Here is a 16,413-nt window from a genome sequence, read left to right on the forward strand (position 1 = left end):
TTTCATCTCAACCGCGCAGCGCCGCCAGCATCTCGGCCGCCGCCACCGCGGGCGCCGTCTGCCCCCCGGCCACGGCGCTGCCCAAAGCCTGCATCCGCGCCCGAATCGCCGGATCGCTCACCAGCCGTGCCAGAAGCCCCTCGCGCACTTCGGTCTCGAACCAGTGCCGCGCCTGTTCGGCCCGGCGGCGCTCGAAATGCCCGTGTTCCCGACGCCATTCGGCCAGCCGTTGCATGTCTTCCCAGGCGGATTTCAGCCCTTCCTCGGCCAGGGCCGAGACCGCCACCGCCTTCGGAAAGCCCTCGGGATCTTGCGGACGGCGCCGCAACAGCCGCAGCGCGCCCGCGTAATCCGCCATCGTCCGCAAGGCCGCCGGTTTCAGATCGCCATCGGCCTTGTTGACCAGAATGATGTCGGCCATTTCCATGATGCCGCGCTTGACGCCCTGCAATTCATCGCCGCCCGCAGGCGCCATCAAGAGGATGAACAGATCGGTCATCTCGGCCACCAGCGTTTCCGACTGCCCGACGCCCACCGTCTCGATCAGCACCACGTCAAACCCCGCCGCCTCGCACAGGCTGACCGCCTCGCGGGTGCGCCGGGCGACGCCGCCCAGTTGCGCCTGGCTGGGCGAGGGCCGGATGAAAGCCGCAGGCTCGCGCGAGAGCCGCTCCATCCGGGTCTTGTCGCCCAGGATCGAGCCGCCCGAGCGCGCCGAGGACGGATCGACCGCCAGCACCGCGACCCGGTGCCCAAGCCCGACCAGCATCATCCCGAAGCTTTCGATGAAGGTCGATTTTCCGACGCCGGGCGTGCCCGAAAGCCCGATCCGCAGCGCCTGCCGCCCGGTGCCCAGCAGATCCAGCAGCGCCGTCGCCTGCGCCCGGTGATCGGCGCGGCCCGATTCCACCAGCGTGATCGCCCGGGCCAGCGCCCGGCGTTCACCGGCCAGGATGCGGGGGGCAAGATCGGCGGCGGTATCAGGGGAAAAGGTCATGGCGGGCCTGTGCGAAACGGTGCCGATCGAACGAAATCGTCAGCCGGCGTGAAACGGTTTCGGTTTCATGCCCTCAACGGGCGGTGTATGTCCAGTCCGAAGGCATCCGCAGAGCAGGCCCATGACAGCAGTCCCCACCCTTTCCGTTTTCATCACCGGCCTTGCGCTGGCGCTGGCCCAGCCCGCGCTGGCCGATCAAAGCGACCGCATCGTCTTCGACATCCTGCTCAAGGGGCTGAAGGCCGGAGAGCTGGCGATCGACGGCAAGATCGCGGGCGGGGCCTATGCCGCCAATGGCGTCGTCAAGACGACCGGCCTTGCGGGCATGATCAAGAAGATCCGCTACGACGCCACCGCCAGCGGAAGCTTTGCGAAATCCCGCTTCACCCCGCGCGCGGTCGAGGTCGCCTCGCAGCGCGGCGATGACCGCTCGAAGAACACGATGATCTACAAGAACGGCACCCCCGCCTCGGTCAGCCACGAGCCGCCGCGGGTGCCGCGCCCGACCGATGTCGATCCGGCGCAACAGGGCGGCACGATCGATCCGCTGACCGCGCTTTACGCCGTGCTGCGCGATGTCGACCGCGACGAGGCCTGCCAGCTGAACGTCACCATGTTCGATGGCGTGCGGCGCTCGCAGGTGGCGCTGTCGGCGCCGCAGGCGCAGGGCGAAGGCATCGTCTGCAGTGGCGAATACCGCCGCATCGCCGGGTTCAAGGACAAGGAAATGGCGGAAAAGACCCGCTTTCCCTTCACCCTCACCTATGCGCCGACCGGCGACGGCACGCGGCTGCGGGTGGTCGACATCGCCACCGACACGATCATCGGCCAAGGCCGCCTGACCCGGCAGTGACGGCCGCGCTTCCCATTGATGACATCCTGCCCGACCTGTGCGACGCCCTGCGTCGCGCCGGGCGGGCGGTGCTGATGGCGCCGCCGGGCGCGGGCAAGACCACCCGCGTTCCGCTGGCGCTGCTTGATCTTGTGCCCGGCCGCATCCTGATGCTGGAGCCGCGCCGTCTGGCCGCCCGCGCGGCCGCGGAACGGATGGCGGAAACCCTGGGCGAGACGGTGGGGCAACGCGTCGGCTACCGCATCCGCGGCGAGGCGAAGCTCTCGAAAGCGACGCGGATCGAGGTGGTGACCGAGGGGATCCTGACCCGGATGATCCAGTCCGACCCGGAATTGACCGGCATCGGCTGCGTGATCTTCGACGAATTTCACGAACGCTCGCTGAATGCCGATCTGGGCCTCGCGCTCGTGTGGGAGGCGCGCACGGCGCTGCGCCCGGATCTGATGCTCGTCGTGATGTCGGCGACGCTGGATGCCCAGCCGGTCGCCGCGCTGCTCGACGACGCGCCGATCCTGCGCTCCGAGGGCCGGGCCTTTCCGGTCGAAACCCGCTGGCTGGGGCGGCCGCTCGCAGCGGGGATGCGGCTGGAACCCGCCGTGGCCGGTCTGGTCGAGCAGGCCGTGGCGGAAACCGCGGGCGGCGTTCTGGTCTTTCTGCCCGGCGAGGCCGAGATCCGCCGCACCGAATCGCTTCTGCGCGACCGGTTGCCCGCGGGGGTGCAGCTGCGCCCGCTTTTCGGCGCGATGGATTTTGCCGCGCAACGCGCCGCGATCGCGCCTTGTGAGAACGGTCGCAAGGTGGTGCTGGCCACGTCGATCGCGGAAACCTCGCTGACAATTCAGGATATCCGCGTCGTCGTCGATGCCGGCCGGGCGCGGCGGCTGCGCTTCGATCCCGCCTCGGGGATGGCGCGGCTGGTGACCGAGCGCGTCTCCCGCGCCGAGGCCGAGCAACGCCGCGGCCGCGCGGGCCGCGTGGCCGAGGGCATCTGTTTCCGGCTCTGGACCAGGGGAGAGGAAGGCGCGCTGCCCGGCTTCGCGCCGCCCGAAATGGCGGTGGCCGATCTGGCGGGCCTGGCGCTGGAGCTTGCGCAATGGGGCAGCGACGGCGCGGATCTGGCCTTTCTGACCCCGCCGCCGGGCCCGGCTCTGGCCGAGGCGCGGGCGCTGCTCGAAAGCCTTGGCGCGCTGACGGGCGGCAGGATCACCTCGCATGGCAAGGCGCTGGCCGCCCTGCCGCTGCACCCCCGCCTTGCCCATATGCTGGTGACGGCCGGGCCCGAGGCCGCAACGCTCGCCGCGCTTCTCGAAGAACGCGACCCGATCCGCGGCGCCTCGGCCGATCTGAATTTGCGCCTTTCGGCCATCGCCCACCCGGGCCGGTTTGAGACCGACCACCCCGGCCAACTGCACCGCGGCACCATCGAGCGCATCCGGCTGGAAGCGAAGCGCCTTGCCCGCATGGTCACGCCGGTTGCCGCGCGCCATTCCCCGGCCGAGATGCTCGCTCTGGCTTACCCAGACCGGATCGGACTGCGTCGCAAGGGCGATGCCGCGCGCTATGTGCTTTCCGGCGGCAAGGGCGCGGTGGTGGACGAGGCCGACGGTCTGGGCAAGCACCGCCTCATCGTCGCCTCGGATCTGGATGGCGACCCGCGCGAGGCCCGCGTCCGGCAGGGCCTCGCACTTGCCGATGCCGAGCTGCGCCGCCTTTATGGCGACCGCATCGCCTGGGTCGATCGTTGCGAATGGAGCAAGCGCGAGGGCCGCGTGGTGGCCCGGCGGCAGGAACGTTTCGGCGCGCTCGTGCTCGAAGACCGGCACTGGCCCGAGGCCCCGCCCGAGGCGATGGCCCGCGGCGCCTTGGACGGGCTGCGCCAGATCGGCCTGACGCTCTCGCCCGGCGCCGCCCGTTTCCGCGCCCGGGTGAACATCCTGCGCGCCGATGGCGTCGATCTGCCCGACCTTTCCGATGCCGCGCTTCTGGGCTCGGAAGTGCTGCTGCCCTGGCTGAAGAAAGCCCGGACCGAGGCGGATCTGCGCGCTCTCGATCTGACCGAGGCTTTGCGCGCCCAGCTTGACTGGGGCCAGATGGCCGAGCTGGATCGTCTCGTGCCGGGTCATTTCGAAACGCCGCTCGGGCGGCGCGTGCCGATCGACTACGGCGCCGAGGTGCCGACGATCGAGGTGAAACTGCCCGAGATGTATGGGGTGAGCATGCATCCGTCAGTGGGGCCGAAGCGGCACCCGTTGCGGATCGCGCTTCTGTCCCCCGGCGGCACGCCGATCCAGGTGACGATGGACCTGCCCGGCTTCTGGGACGGCTCTTACGCCGAGGTGCGCAAGGAGATGCGCGGCCGCTATCCGCGCCACCCCTGGCCGGAAAACCCGCGCGAGGCCGACCCGACGACGCGGGCGAAACCGCGCGGCACCTGAAGGCCGCGGAGTCTCGCCCTGCTGCCGTTTTCATCTTGCCTTAAATACCTCGGGGGTCCGGGGGCAGCGCCCCCGGCCTGGCCTCACTTGCCCAAAGCCCAGCGCATGATCGCCTTTTGCGCATGTAGCCGGTTTTCCGCCTCGTCGAAAATCACCGAATGCGGCCCGTCCATCACGGCACTGGTCGCCTCGTCATTGCGATGCGCGGGCAGGCAATGCATGAACAAAGCATCGGGTTTCGCCTTGGCCATCAGCGCCTCGTTCACCTGATAGGGGCGCAGCTGGTTGTGGCGGCGTTCCTTGGCCGATTCCGGGTCGTGCATCGACACCCAGGTGTCGGTCACGACCAGATCGGCGCCTTCGACGGCCTTCGCCGGATCGCGCTCGATCACCACATTCGCGCCCTTGCCGCGGGCGAACTCGATCCAGTCCCGTTCCGGGTCAAGCGTCTGCGGCCCGGTGAAGGTCAGATCGAACCCGAACTGCCCCGCCGCCTGCAGGAAGGAGGCGCAGACATTGTTGCCGTCGCCCGACCAGACCACCTTGCGCCCGGCAATGGGCCCGCGGTGTTCTTCATAGGTCATGATGTCGGCCATGATCTGGCAGGGATGGGTGCGGTTCGTCAGCCCGTTGATGACGGGAACCGAGGCATATTCCGCCATCTCGAGCAGCGTCGCCTCTTCGAAGGTGCGGATCATGATCAGATCGACATAGCGCGAGAGCACCCGGGCGGTGTCGGCGATGGTCTCGCCATGGCCCAGCTGCATCTCCTTGCCCGAGAGCACCATCGTCTGTCCGCCCATCTGCCGCACGCCGACATCGAAGCTGACGCGGGTCCGGGTCGAGGGTTTTTCGAAAATCAGCGCCACCATGCAGCCCGCCAGCGGCTGATCGTCATCCAGCGCGCCTTTCGGGCGGCCCAGGCGCGCGGTCTTCATCGCGCGGGCGCTGTCGATCATCGAGCGCAGATCGGCCGGGCTGGTGGTGTGGATATCAAGAAAATGGGTCATGTCGGTTTCCTTCCCGTCAGGCCGGGGGGCCCTGCCCCCCGGTCCCCCCGAGGTATTTGAGGCAAGATGAAATCAGGCCGGTTGGGTTTCGAGCGCGGTGGCGGCGGCATCAAGGCGGCGGACGGCCTCGGCCATGTCGTCTTCGGAGATGGTCAGCGCGGGCAGAAGCCGCAGCACGTTATCCGCCGCGGGCACGGTCAGCAGGTTCTGCGCGTAAGCGGCCTTGACCAGATCGGCAGGGGGCAGCTTGCACCGCAGGCCGAGCATCAGGCCTTGACCGCGCACCTCCTCGAAGAGGTCGGGATGGGCGGCGACCAGCCCTTCAAGCCGCTGGCGCAGGAAGCCCGCCTTGCGGCTCACTTCGTCCAGGAAACCCGGCGCGGTGACGATCTCGATCATCTTCGCGCCGATGGCGCAGCCCAGCGGATTGCCGCCATAGGTCGAGCCATGCGTGCCCGCGATCATCCCCGAGGCGGCATCTTCGGTGGCCAGCACCGCACCCAGCGGGAAGCCGCCGCCGATGCCCTTGGCCACCATCATCACGTCGGGGGCGACGCCCGCCCATTCATGCGCGAAAAGCTTGCCGGTGCGGGCGACGCCGCATTGCACCTCGTCGAAGACCAGAAGCGTGCCGGTGGCGTCGCAGATCTCGCGCAGGGCTTTCAGGAAACCCTCGGGCGCGGGGCGGATGCCGCCTTCGCCCTGAATCGGCTCGATCAGGATCGCGGCAGTGGTCTCGGTGACCGCGGCTTTCACCGCGTCAAGATCGCCCCAGGGCAGATGGACGAAGCCCGGCAGCAGCGGGCCGAAGCCCTTGACCATCTTTTCCGTCCCCGCCGCGGCGATCGCGGCCGAGGAGCGGCCATGGAAGGCCCCCGAAAAGGTCAGGATCTCGGTCCGCTCCGGCTGGCCCTTTTCGTAGAAATGCTTGCGCACCATCTTCACGGCAAGCTCGCAGGCCTCGGTCCCCGAATTGGTGAAAAAGACGGTATCGGCGAAGGTCTGCGCCACCAGCATGTCGGCCAGCCGTTCCTGTTCCGGGATCCGGTAGAGGTTCGACACATGCCAGAGCTTGCCCGCCTGTTCGGTCAGCGTCGCGACCAGTTCGGGCGCCGCATGGCCCAGCGCATTGACCGCGATCCCGGCGCCCAGATCAAGATATCGGCTGCCATCCGCGGTCCAAAGCCAAGAGCCCTCGCCGCGCACGAAGGCGAGGGGGGCACGGGTGTAGGTCGGCAGCACGGAAGCGATCATTTGCGGCTCCTGAAAAAGGAAGGCCAAGGCGTGCAACAGGCGCGGGGCGGCTGTCAACGGTCCGGGACCTTCGGGGGCGGTTTTGTGGAAAGGGTGTGGCGAGAAGCCACGGCAGATCGGACGTCAGGCGCGAAGGGCGCGACGTCGGGGACGGGCAAAGAGGGCGGTCCGGGTGATCATTTCCCCCGCTTAGCGGCCGCCTGACGCAAAGTCAAAGGAAATGACCGCTTCACGCTTTTGCGAAAGATGCGCGGCAGATACGCATCTGTCTTGGCCCCGAGGGGTCTTGCCCCTATGATCCCCGCGACTTGAGGAGGACCCCGCATGATCGTCGAGACCGGCCATTTCGCCCTGATCCTGGCCCTGTGCGTGGCGCTGGTGCAGGCGGTCATTCCCCTGGTGGGGGCGCAAAAGGGCTGGTCGGGCTGGATGGCCGTTGCCACCCCCGCGGCGCTGGCGCAGTTTTTGCTGATCGCCACGGCCTTTGCCGCGCTGACCTATGCCTTTGTGACGTCTGACTTTTCGCTGAAGCTCGTCTATGAAAACTCGCATACCGACAAGCCGATGCTCTACAAGGTCACCGGGGTCTGGGGCAACCACGAGGGCTCGATGCTGCTCTGGGTGCTGATCCTTGCCATGTTCGGCGCGGCGGCGGCGGCCTTTGGCGGCGCGCTGCCCGAGCGGCTGCGGGCGCGGGTGCTGGCGGTGCAGGGCACGATCGGGCTGGCGTTCCTGGTCTTCGTGCTCTTCACCTCGAACCCGTTCCTGCGGCTGGAAGACGCGCCCTTCAACGGCCGCGACATGAACCCGCTGCTGCAGGACCCGGGCCTCGCCTTCCACCCGCCGTTCCTTTACCTTGGCTATGTCGGGCTTTCGATGGCCTTCAGCTTCGCCGTCGCCGCGCTGATCGAGGGGCGGGTCGATGCCGCCTGGGCGCGCTGGGTCCGGCCCTGGACGCTCGCCGCCTGGATCTTTCTGACCATCGGCATCGCGCTGGGGTCGTGGTGGGCCTATTACGAACTCGGCTGGGGCGGCTTCTGGTTCTGGGACCCGGTCGAAAACGCCTCGCTGATGCCCTGGCTTCTGGCGGCGGCGCTCTTGCATTCCGCCATCGTCGTCGAAAAGCGCGAGGCGCTGAAAAGCTGGACGATCCTGCTGGCCATCATGGCTTTCGGCTTTTCGCTGATCGGGACGTTCCTGGTGCGGTCCGGGGTGATTTCCTCGGTGCACAGTTTCGCCAATGACCCCGAGCGCGGGGTGTTCATCCTGCTCATCCTCGCCTTCTTCACCGGCGGCGCGCTGACGCTTTATGCGGCGCGGGCCTCGGACATGCAGGCGAAGGGGCTGTTTGCCATGGTCAGCCGCGAATCGGCGCTGGTGGTGAACAACGTGCTGCTGGCGGTGGCGGCGCTGGTCGTGTTCACCGGCACGGTCTGGCCGCTGATCGCGGAGCTGTTCTGGGATCGCAAGCTTTCGGTGGGGGCGCCGTTCTTCGAAAAGGCCTTCACCCCCTTCATGATCGGGTTGGCGCTGCTTCTGCCGCTGGGGTCGATGATGCCGTGGAAACGCGCAAGCCTTGGCAAGCTGGTGCGGCCGCTGGTTCCGGCGCTTGTGCTGACGCTGGCGGTGCTGGCGCTGGTCTGGACGCTGGCGACGGGGCGGCCGATGCTGGCGCTCGGCGCGGCGGGGCTGGGCGCCTGGATCGTCTTTGGCGCCCTGGCCGAGCTGTGGCAACGCGCAGGGCGCAGGCCGGGGCGGATCCTGCGGCTGCCGCGCGCGGATTGGGGCAAGGCCTTTGCGCATGGCGGGCTGGGCATCGTCTTTGCGGGCGTCGGCCTGCTGATGGCGGGGCAGATCGAGGATATCCGCGTGGCGAAGGCGGGCGACAGTTTCGATGTCGGCGGCTACACGATCACGCTCGTTTCCGTCGATGACCTGCCGGGGCCGAACTTCACCGCGAAAACCGCGACGATGGAGGTCCGGCAGGGCGACAAGCTGGTGGCGACCCTGCATCCCGAAAAGCGCATCTATCCGGTGCAGGCGATGCCGACGACCGAGGCCGATATCGACAACGGCTTCTGGCGCGATGTCTATCTGGTGATCGGCGACCCGCAGGAGGGCGGCGGCTGGGCGGTGCGGACCTATATCAAGCCCTTCGCGAACTGGATCTGGGCGGGCTGTCTTCTGATGGCCTTTGGCGGCGGGCTGAGCCTGACCGACCGGCGCTATCGCAGCGCGGCCGGGGCGCGGCGGGCGGTGCCGGACACGGCTGTTGCGGCGGAGTGAATGATGCTGAAACGTCTTGCGCTTTTGCTGCTTCTCGCCACCCCCGTTCATGCGGTGCAGCCCGACGAGGTTCTGTCCGATCCGGGGCTTGAATCCCGGGCGCGGCAGATTTCGCAGGTGTTGCGCTGCCCGGTCTGTCAGGGCGAGAATATCGACGAATCGAATGCCGGGGTGTCGCGCGATCTGCGGCTTGCGGTGCGCGAGCGGCTGGTGGCGGGCGATACCGACGCGCAGGTGATCGACTACATCAAGGACCGCTTCGGGGAATATGTGCTGTTCGAGCCAGAGCACAGCGGGGCCAATCTGATCCTCTACTGGATCGGGCCCGCGGTGCTGGTGGTGGCTTTGGGCGGGATCTTCCTGTGGCTGCGCGGGCGGCGGCGCGACGAAGATCTGGCGCCGGTGCTTTCGGCCGAGGAAGAGGCGCGGCTGAAAGACCTGCTGAAGGATTAGGGGTTTCGCCCGCGGCTTGCGCCCCGGGCGACCCGCGGGGGGCGCTGCCCCCCGCACCCCCCGGGATATTTGCGCCAAGGTGAAAGGCAGTCGGGGTTTCGGGATTTTGCCCGGCCATGGTTCGATCTGCTGCCCTGTGACGTTTGGTTTCGCTTTGCCTTTCGGCCCCCGCGCGGCAAGCTGGGGCAAAGAGGAGGCAGGCGATGACCTATCACACCATCCGCTACGAGAGTGCCGAGGGGCTGGCGGTGATCACGCTCGATCGGCCCGAGGTAATGAATGCGCTGAATGCGGCGATGCGGCGCGAACTGACCGAAGCGCTGCACCGGGCGCGGGGCGAGGCGCGGGCGATCGTGCTGACCGGATCGGGGCGGGCCTTTTGTTCGGGGCAGGATCTGGGCGATGGCGCGGCCGAGGGGCTGAACCTGGAAACCGTGCTGCGCGAGGAATACGAGCCGCTTCTGCAGGCGATCTACAGCTCTCCGCTGCCGGTTCTGGCGGCGGTGAACGGCGCGGCGGCGGGGGCCGGGGCCAATCTGGCGCTGGCAGCCGATGTGGTGATCGCGACGCAGTCGGCGGCCTTCATGCAGGCCTTCACCCGGATCGGACTGATGCCGGATGCGGGCGGAACCTGGTGGCTGCCCCGCCAGGTCGGCATCGCCCGCGCCATGGGGATGGCGCTTTTCGCCGAGAAGATCGGCGCCGAGGAGGCCGCGCGGATCGGGCTGATCTGGGAGGCCGTGCCCGATGTCGATTTCGAACATCACTGGCGGGCGCGGGCGGCGCATCTGGCCAAGGGGCCGACGGCGGCCTTTGGCGCGCTCAAGCGGGCCTTCCATGCCGGTCTGACCAATCCGCTGTCGACGCAACTGGCGCTGGAGGCGCGGCTGCAAGGCGAGCTGGGCCGCAGCGCGGATTTCCGCGAAGGCGTGCAGGCCTTTCTGGAAAAACGCCCGCCGCGGTTTTCCGGCCGCTGAGCCCTTGCCCCGCCGGACCGCCCGCGCTACCCAGAACCGGCCGCGGGCGTGGCGAAATGGTAGACGCATGGGACTTAAACTCCCTCGGAGGCACCTCCATGCCGGTTCGAGTCCGGTCGCCCGCACCAGCCTGCCTGCCGGGATGAACCTTGCTGTCAGGCGCGTTCGGCCCTAGATCGGACGAAACCGAAGGGAGAGCCGATGGCCCGCAGACCCGCCACCCCGCTGGAAGACCGCCCGAAACCGAAACGTGTGGGTGCGATCCGGGGTCTTGCCCCCTTCATCTTCCCCTATCGCCGTCTGGCGCTGGCCACCGCCGCGGCGCTGGTGCTGACCGCGATGGTGACGCTGATCCTGCCGATCGCCGCACGCCGCCTGGTGGACGGGTTCCAGCAGGGCGGCGAGATGCTCGACAGCTATTTCCTGGCCGCCCATGTCATCGCCGCGGCCTTGGCACTGGGCACCGGGCTGCGCTACTGGCTGGTCACCCGCTTCGGCGAGCGCGTCGTCGCCGATATCCGCAAGGCGGTCTTCGGCCGGGTCATCAGCCTGTCGCCCGCCTTTTACGAAAAGATCCTGACCGGCGAGATCATCTCGCGCATCACCACCGACACCACGCTGATCCTGTCGCTGCTCGGCTCCTCGATCTCGGTGGCGGCGCGCAACATCCTGATCCTGCTGGGCGGGTTGACCATGCTTCTGGTCACTTCGGCGAAGCTGACCGGGCTGGTGCTGCTGATCGTGCCGCTGGTGATCGTGCCGATCGTCGTCATGGGCCGCCGCCTGCGCCGGCTGAGCCGCGAAAATCAGGACTGGATCGCCTCTTCCTCGGGCTCGGCCTCCGAGGCGCTCAGTTCCGTGCAGACGGTGCAGGCCTTCACCCATGAGGCGCTGACCCGCAAGGCCTTTTCCGAGGTCACCGAAAAGGCCCTCGCCTCGGCCAATGACCGCATCACCACCCGCGCGATCATGACGATGATCGTGATCTTTCTGGTCTTCGCCGGGATCGTCGGCGTGCTCTGGATCGGCGCGCGCGACGTGCAGGCGGGGCTGATGACGGTGGGCCAGCTGGTGCAATTCGTCATCTATGCGATCATGGTCTCGGCCGCGGTCGGCGCGCTGACCGAAATCTGGGGCGAGGTGCAACGCGCAGCGGGGGCGACCGAGCGGCTGGTGGAGCTGCTGCATGCGGGCGATACCGTGACCGATCCGGCGCGGCCCGTGCCCCTGCCCCGCCCGGTGAAAGGCGCCATCGCCTTTGAAAATGTCACCTTCCAGTATCCGTCGCGGCCCGAAACCTCGGCGCTGAACGCGGTCAGCCTGCGGGTTGCGCCGGGCGAAACCGTGGCGCTGGTCGGGCCCTCGGGGGCGGGGAAAACCACGATCATCCAGCTGATCGAGCGGTTTTATGACCCCGAACAGGGGCGGATCACCCTGGACGGGATCGACCTGCGCGATCTGGCCCGGGCGGATTATCGCAGTGCCCTCGCGCTTGTGCCGCAAGATCCGGTGATCTTTGCCGCCAGCGCCCGCGAAAACATCCGCTTCGGCCGCCCCGATGCCAGCGATGCCGAGGTCGAGGCCGCCGCCCGGGCGGCTTATGCCCATGATTTCCTGACCGCGCTGCCGCAGGGCTTTGACACCTATGTGGGCGAGCGCGGCATCATGCTCTCGGGCGGGCAGAAGCAGCGCATCGCCATTGCCCGGGCGATCCTGCGCGATGCGCCGGTGCTGCTGCTGGACGAGGCGACCTCGGCGCTGGATGCGGCCTCGGAACGCGCGGTGCAGGCGGCGGTGGATGATCTGCGCGCCACCCGCACCACGATCATCGTCGCGCATCGGCTGGCCACGGTGAAAAAGGCCGACCGGATCGTCGTCTTCGATCAGGGCCGGATCGTCGCGCAGGGCACCCACGAGGCGCTGGTGGCCGAGGGCGGGCTTTACGCCGAACTGGCGCGGCTGCAATTCACCGACGGGGCCGGCACATGACCTGAGCTGTCCCTGCGTCATGCCCGCCATGACGTGACGTTCGCGGCAATCCCGCCCTTGCCCGGCTGCCGCTTTATGACGCATTCTGCGCACAAGGCCTGCGGAGGAACGGGCCGGGGGAGGACACCATGACCGAGACCTATGCCACCGTGGCCGATCGCGACCGCGTCGAAGGCCAGATGCCCTGGGAAGACCGCGACCGCGCGCTGACCCTGTATGATTTCCTGTCCCGCGTGACGGCGAAGCACGGATCGCGACCCGCGCTGACGTTCCAGATCACCTCCGGGCCGAAGGATCATTCCCTCACCATGACATGGGCCGAAGTGCTGGCCCGGGTGACGCAGGCGGCGAACCTTCTGCGCCGGATGGGCGTGGGCGAAAACGACACGGTGGCTTACCTGCTGCCGAACAGCCTTGAAACCGCGGTGGTGCTGCTGGGCGGCGCGACGGCGGGGATCGTCAATCCGATCAACCCGTTGCTGGAGCCCGAGCAGATCGCCGCGATCCTGCGCGAGACCAGGGCGAAGGTGCTGGTGACGCTGAAAAGCTTCCCGAAATCCGACATCGCGCAAAAGGCGGCCGAGGCGGTCAAGCACGCGCCGAACGTCAAGACGATCCTTGAGGTCGATCTGAACCGCTACCTGACCGCGCCGAAAAGCTGGATCGTGCCCTTTGTCCGGCCGAAAACGCATTTCCGCCATCACGCCGATGTCTATGATTTCAACACCGCCTGCGACGGCCAGCCCGCCGACAGGCTGGTGTTCGCGGATGCGAAAGCCGACCGCGTCGCCGCCTATTTCCACACCGGCGGCACGACCGGTATGCCGAAAGTGGCGCAGCACAAATATTCCGGCATGATCTACAATGGCTGGCTCGGCGGCACGCTTTTGTTCCGCCACACCGATGTGATGATCTGCCCGCTGCCGCTCTTTCACGTCTTTGCCGCCTATCCGATCCTGATGTCGGCCATTCATTCCGGCGCCCATGTCGTCTTCCCCACCCCGGCGGGCTATCGCGGCGAGGGGGTCTTCGACAATTTCTGGAAGCTGGTCGAACGCTGGCAGGTGACCTTCCTGATCACCGTGCCCACCGCCATCGCCGCGCTGATGCAGCGCAAGGTCGATGCCGACATCTCATCCCTGCGCACGGCGATCTCGGGCTCCGCCCCCCTGCCGGTCGAGCTTTACAACCGCTTCAAGGACGCCACCGGCGTCGAGATCTGCGAGGGCTACGGGCTGACCGAAGCCACCTGCCTTGTCTCGATCAACCCGGTGGACGGGCTGAAAAAGGTCGGCTCGGTCGGCATCCCCCTGCCCTATTCCCATGTCCGCATCCTGCGCAAGACCGAGGCGGGCTTCACCGAATGCGCCCCCGACGAGGTGGGCGAGATCTGCGTCGCCAACCCCGGCGTCTTCGACGGCTCGACCTATACCGAGGTCGACAAGAACCACGATCTCTTTGCCGAGGAACGCTTCCTGCGCACCGGCGATCTGGGCCGGATCGACCCGGACGGCTATCTCTGGATCACCGGCCGGGCCAAGGATCTGATCATTCGCGGCGGCCACAACATCGACCCGGCGGAAATCGAGGAGGCGCTGCTGTCGCATCCCGCCATCGCCTTTGCGGGTGCGATCGGCCAGCCCGACGCCTTCGCGGGCGAGCTGCCCTGCGCCTATGTCGAGCTGGTCAAGGATGCGACGATCAGCGCCGACGAGCTGATGGCGCATGCCAAACGCCACATCCACGAACGCGCGGCGGTGCCCAAGCATATCGAGGTGCTGGACGAGCTGCCGAAAACCGCGGTGGGCAAGATCTTCAAGCCCGAGCTGCGCAAGCGGGCGATCACCCGGGTGCTGGATGGCGCTCTGGCCGAGGCCGGGTTGCCGGTGCAGGTCGTCGCGGTGATCGAGGACAAGAAACGCGGTCTGGTGGCACAGCTGGCCACGACCGGCGCGGCCGATCAGGAGAAGATGGCGCATGTTCTGGGGCAGTTCACCGTGCCCTGGGCCTGGGCCGAGTGACCGGCGGCGACAGGGCCTATTTGCGCTTGGAAGAGATCAGCGGTTCGGCAAAGTGACCTGATCCGAGCGGGCGGCGGTGCCGCCGCCTGCAGCGCCGCCGAGCGGATCCGGCTCACCGAGGCGAAGCGCAGCGGCGGCCTTCTCTCTGAAACGCGAAAACCGCAAGGACCATTCCTTTCCGCAACCGGAGCGCGGCCGCGACGCCTGTGTCCCGCGTCCCGCCACACGGACGGGCAGGCAGGCGCGGTTCTTTCGGAGCCGCCCGTTTCGCCTGCAAAATGAAAAACGGCCCCCGAAGGAGCCGCTTTCCGAAATCCCGTGCGCACAGGCTCAGGCGATGGCGAGGTTGATCGCCGATTCGCGGCCGTCGCGGCCTTTTTCCAGATCGTAGTTGATCGCTTGGCCGTCATTCAGGCCACGCAGACCGGCGCGTTCAACGGCCGAGATGTGGACGAACACGTCCTTGCCGCCCGATTCCGGGGCGATGAAGCCGAAGCCTTTGGTTTGGTTGAACCATTTCACGGTGCCCTTGGCCATCCGTTGTCTCCTTCTATATGCCGCCCGCAGGATTGCGGCGGCCCGGCTCAGTCACGTCACGATCGAGAACTGTAGCCGCAAAGGGAGCAGGTCGTCGAAAAGGCGCGGTGCGCAAGGCTAGGATATGAAGCCTTCGCCCACGCATTGCAAGAAAATTGCGCGTGGGGGTGGCGCGGCAAAAAGCCTATTGCAAGCGCCCCCAAAGGTCGTAATCCGACGCTTCCTCGACCGTGACCGTCACCATATCGCCGGGGGAAAGCTCTTCGAACCCCTCGTCGATGAACAGATTGCCGTCGATTTCGGGCGCATCGGCGCGGGTGCGGCAGGTCGCCCCCTCGTCATCGACGGCATCGACCAACACCTGTTGCACGGTGCCGACCTTGGCCGCCAGCTTCGCCTCGGAGATCGCCTGCGCGGCCTCCATGAAGCGTTCCCAGCGTTCCTGTTTCACTTCCGCAGGCACATGGCCCGGCAAATCGTTCGACCGCGCGCCCTTGACGTTTTCATACTGGAAGCAGCCGACACGATCGAGCTGCGCCTCGGCCATCCAGTCGAGCAGATACTGGAACTCCGCCTCGGTCTCGCCGGGATATCCCACGATGAAGGTCGAGCGCAGCACGATCTCGGGGCAATCGGCGCGCCAGGCGGCGATTTCATCCAGCGTTTTCGCGCTGGCGGCGGGCCGGGCCATGCGTCTGAGCGTCTCGGGGTGGGCGTGCTGGAACGGGATATCCAGATAGGGCAGCACGAGGCCATCCGCCATCAGGGGAATCAGCTCGCGCACATGCGGATAGGGATAGACGTAATGCAGCCGCACCCAGGCGCCCGAGGGCTGGGCAAGCCGCCCGAGTGCCCGTGTCAGATCCGTGATATGCGCCCGGACCTCGGCGCCTTTCCAGGCCGTCGCCTCGTGCCGCCGGTCCAGCCCATAGGCCGAGGTGTCCTGGCTGATCACCAGCAGCTCCCGCACCCCCGCCTCGAGCAGCTTTTCCGCCTCGCGCAGCACCGCATGGGCCGGGCGGCTGACCAGTTTCCCGCGCATGTCGGGGATGATGCAGAACTTGCAGGCGTGATTGCAGCCCTCGGAGATCTTGAGGTAGCTGAAATGCCGCGGCGTCAGCTTGATTCCGGTGGCGGGCAGCAGATCGACGAAAGGGTCGGGCTGCGGCGGCACCGCGCCATGCACGGCATCGAGCACCTGCTCGTATTGCTCGGGCCCCGTCACGGCCAGCACTTTGGGATGCACGCCGGTGATGAATTCGGGCTCGGCGCCCAGACAGCCGGTGACGATCACCTTGCCATTCTCGCTCAGCGCCTCGCCGATGGCTTCAAGGCTTTCGGCCTTGGCACTGTCCAGAAAGCCGCAGGTGTTGACGATCACCGCATCGGCGCCCTGATAGCTGGGCGAAATCGCATAGCCCTCGGCCCGCAGCCGGGTGAGGATGCGCTCGCTGTCCACAAGCGCCTTGGGGCAGCCCAGCGAGACCATGCCGATCGTCGGCTGGCCCGGGCGGGGGGTGTCAGTGACAAGCGCTTTCGGCGCAAGATCGGGGCGGAGGTTGGGCGGGTTCTGGCTCATGGGGGCGATATACACCGCCTTG

12 protein-coding genes and 1 tRNA gene are annotated in these 16,413 nt (G+C 67.5%); 8 read left to right on the plus strand and 5 right to left on the minus strand.

Features of this window, described 5'->3' with window-relative positions; all coding sequences use genetic code 11:
* Nucleotides 1-7: 7 nt before the first annotated feature.
* The gene (gene meaB, locus LY44_RS01745; protein WP_055212111.1) at nt 8-997 is read right to left on the minus strand and encodes a methylmalonyl Co-A mutase-associated GTPase MeaB; all 990 of its coding nucleotides are present in this window, start codon (nt 995-997) and stop codon (nt 8-10) included.
* 121 nt (nt 998-1,118) lie between these two features.
* Here meaB and LY44_RS01750 point away from each other — a divergent pair, with 121 nt between their 5' ends.
* Together LY44_RS01750 and hrpB are read left to right on the plus strand one after the other, a co-directional pair.
* Nucleotides 1,119-1,850 carry a DUF3108 domain-containing protein gene (locus LY44_RS01750; protein ID WP_055212109.1) on the plus strand — a complete coding sequence of 244 codons (732 nt, stop codon included), beginning with the start codon at nt 1,119-1,121 and terminating at the stop codon, nt 1,848-1,850.
* Nucleotides 1,847-4,285, plus strand: coding sequence for an ATP-dependent helicase HrpB (hrpB, locus tag LY44_RS01755; protein ID WP_055212107.1), 2,439 nt, complete (start codon nt 1,847-1,849; stop codon nt 4,283-4,285). The genes LY44_RS01750 and hrpB overlap by 4 nt, the downstream gene beginning before the upstream one ends.
* 83 nt (nt 4,286-4,368) lie before the next feature.
* On the opposite strand, the gene argF is transcribed toward hrpB, so the two are convergent.
* Nucleotides 4,369-5,295, minus strand: a complete 927-nt coding sequence (gene argF / locus LY44_RS01760) for an ornithine carbamoyltransferase (RefSeq protein ID WP_023920811.1) — start codon at nt 5,293-5,295, stop codon at nt 4,369-4,371.
* A gap of 72 nt (nt 5,296-5,367) precedes the next feature.
* Nucleotides 5,368-6,549, minus strand: a complete 1,182-nt coding sequence (locus LY44_RS01765; RefSeq protein WP_055212483.1) for an aspartate aminotransferase family protein — start codon at nt 6,547-6,549, stop codon at nt 5,368-5,370.
* Nucleotides 6,550-6,873: 324 nt separating this feature from the next.
* Here LY44_RS01765 and LY44_RS01770 point away from each other — a divergent pair, with 324 nt between their 5' ends.
* From LY44_RS01770 to LY44_RS01795, 6 genes are all read left to right on the plus strand, one after another.
* Complete coding sequence (locus LY44_RS01770) at nt 6,874-8,835, plus strand: heme lyase CcmF/NrfE family subunit (protein ID WP_055212105.1); 1,962 nt, start codon at nt 6,874-6,876, stop codon at nt 8,833-8,835.
* Nucleotides 8,836-9,288: a cytochrome c-type biogenesis protein gene (locus LY44_RS01775; RefSeq protein ID WP_055212104.1), complete on the plus strand. Its 453-nt coding sequence runs from the start codon at nt 8,836-8,838 to the stop codon at nt 9,286-9,288. It abuts the gene before it with no gap.
* 203 nt (nt 9,289-9,491) lie between these two features.
* On the plus strand, nt 9,492-10,265 hold the full coding sequence (locus LY44_RS01780; protein ID WP_055212103.1) for an enoyl-CoA hydratase-related protein: 774 nt from the start codon (nt 9,492-9,494) through the stop codon (nt 10,263-10,265).
* 42 nt (nt 10,266-10,307) lie between these two features.
* Nucleotides 10,308-10,393: transfer RNA gene (locus LY44_RS01785), tRNA-Leu, on the plus strand.
* Between the two features lie 73 nt (nt 10,394-10,466).
* Nucleotides 10,467-12,254: an ABC transporter transmembrane domain-containing protein gene (locus LY44_RS01790; protein ID WP_055212102.1), complete on the plus strand. Its 1,788-nt coding sequence runs from the start codon at nt 10,467-10,469 to the stop codon at nt 12,252-12,254.
* Between the two features lie 128 nt (nt 12,255-12,382).
* A complete protein-coding gene (locus LY44_RS01795) occupies nt 12,383-14,275 on the plus strand; it encodes an acyl-CoA synthetase (RefSeq protein WP_055212101.1) in 1,893 nt (630 codons plus the stop codon).
* A 330-nt stretch (nt 14,276-14,605) separates the two neighbouring features.
* On the opposite strand, the gene LY44_RS01800 is transcribed toward LY44_RS01795, so the two are convergent.
* Both LY44_RS01800 and rimO read right to left on the minus strand, forming a co-directional pair.
* Entirely contained in the window at nt 14,606-14,812 is a 207-nt protein-coding gene (locus LY44_RS01800; RefSeq protein ID WP_013068838.1) for a cold-shock protein, read from the minus strand.
* A 184-nt stretch (nt 14,813-14,996) separates the two neighbouring features.
* Nucleotides 14,997-16,391 carry a 30S ribosomal protein S12 methylthiotransferase RimO gene (rimO, locus tag LY44_RS01805; RefSeq protein ID WP_055212099.1) on the minus strand — a complete coding sequence of 465 codons (1,395 nt, stop codon included), beginning with the start codon at nt 16,389-16,391 and terminating at the stop codon, nt 14,997-14,999.
* Nucleotides 16,392-16,413 lie beyond the last annotated feature (22 nt).

It is taken from the genome of Rhodobacter capsulatus, assembly GCF_003254295.1.
Classification (GTDB): domain Bacteria; phylum Pseudomonadota; class Alphaproteobacteria; order Rhodobacterales; family Rhodobacteraceae; genus Rhodobacter; species Rhodobacter capsulatus.

Bases quoted from the DNA above. Each gene is read 5' to 3' on its own strand.
- meaB (WP_055212111.1), bottom strand. From the start codon at position 997: ATGACCTTTTCCCCTGATACCGCCGCCGATCTTGCCCCCCGCATCCTG.
- LY44_RS01750 (WP_055212109.1), top strand. From the start codon at position 1,119: ATGACAGCAGTCCCCACCCTTTCCGTTTTCATCACCGGCCTTGCGCTG.
- argF (WP_023920811.1), bottom strand. From the start codon at position 5,295: ATGACCCATTTTCTTGATATCCACACCACCAGCCCGGCCGATCTGCGC.
- LY44_RS01765 (WP_055212483.1), bottom strand. From the start codon at position 6,549: ATGATCGCTTCCGTGCTGCCGACCTACACCCGTGCCCCCCTCGCCTTC.
- LY44_RS01770 (WP_055212105.1), top strand. From the start codon at position 6,874: ATGATCGTCGAGACCGGCCATTTCGCCCTGATCCTGGCCCTGTGCGTG.
- LY44_RS01775 (WP_055212104.1), top strand. From the start codon at position 8,836: ATGATGCTGAAACGTCTTGCGCTTTTGCTGCTTCTCGCCACCCCCGTT.
- LY44_RS01780 (WP_055212103.1), top strand. From the start codon at position 9,492: ATGACCTATCACACCATCCGCTACGAGAGTGCCGAGGGGCTGGCGGTG.
- LY44_RS01790 (WP_055212102.1), top strand. From the start codon at position 10,467: ATGGCCCGCAGACCCGCCACCCCGCTGGAAGACCGCCCGAAACCGAAA.
- LY44_RS01795 (WP_055212101.1), top strand. From the start codon at position 12,383: ATGACCGAGACCTATGCCACCGTGGCCGATCGCGACCGCGTCGAAGGC.
- LY44_RS01800 (WP_013068838.1), bottom strand. From the start codon at position 14,812: ATGGCCAAGGGCACCGTGAAATGGTTCAACCAAACCAAAGGCTTCGGC.
- rimO (WP_055212099.1), bottom strand. From the start codon at position 16,391: ATGAGCCAGAACCCGCCCAACCTCCGCCCCGATCTTGCGCCGAAAGCG.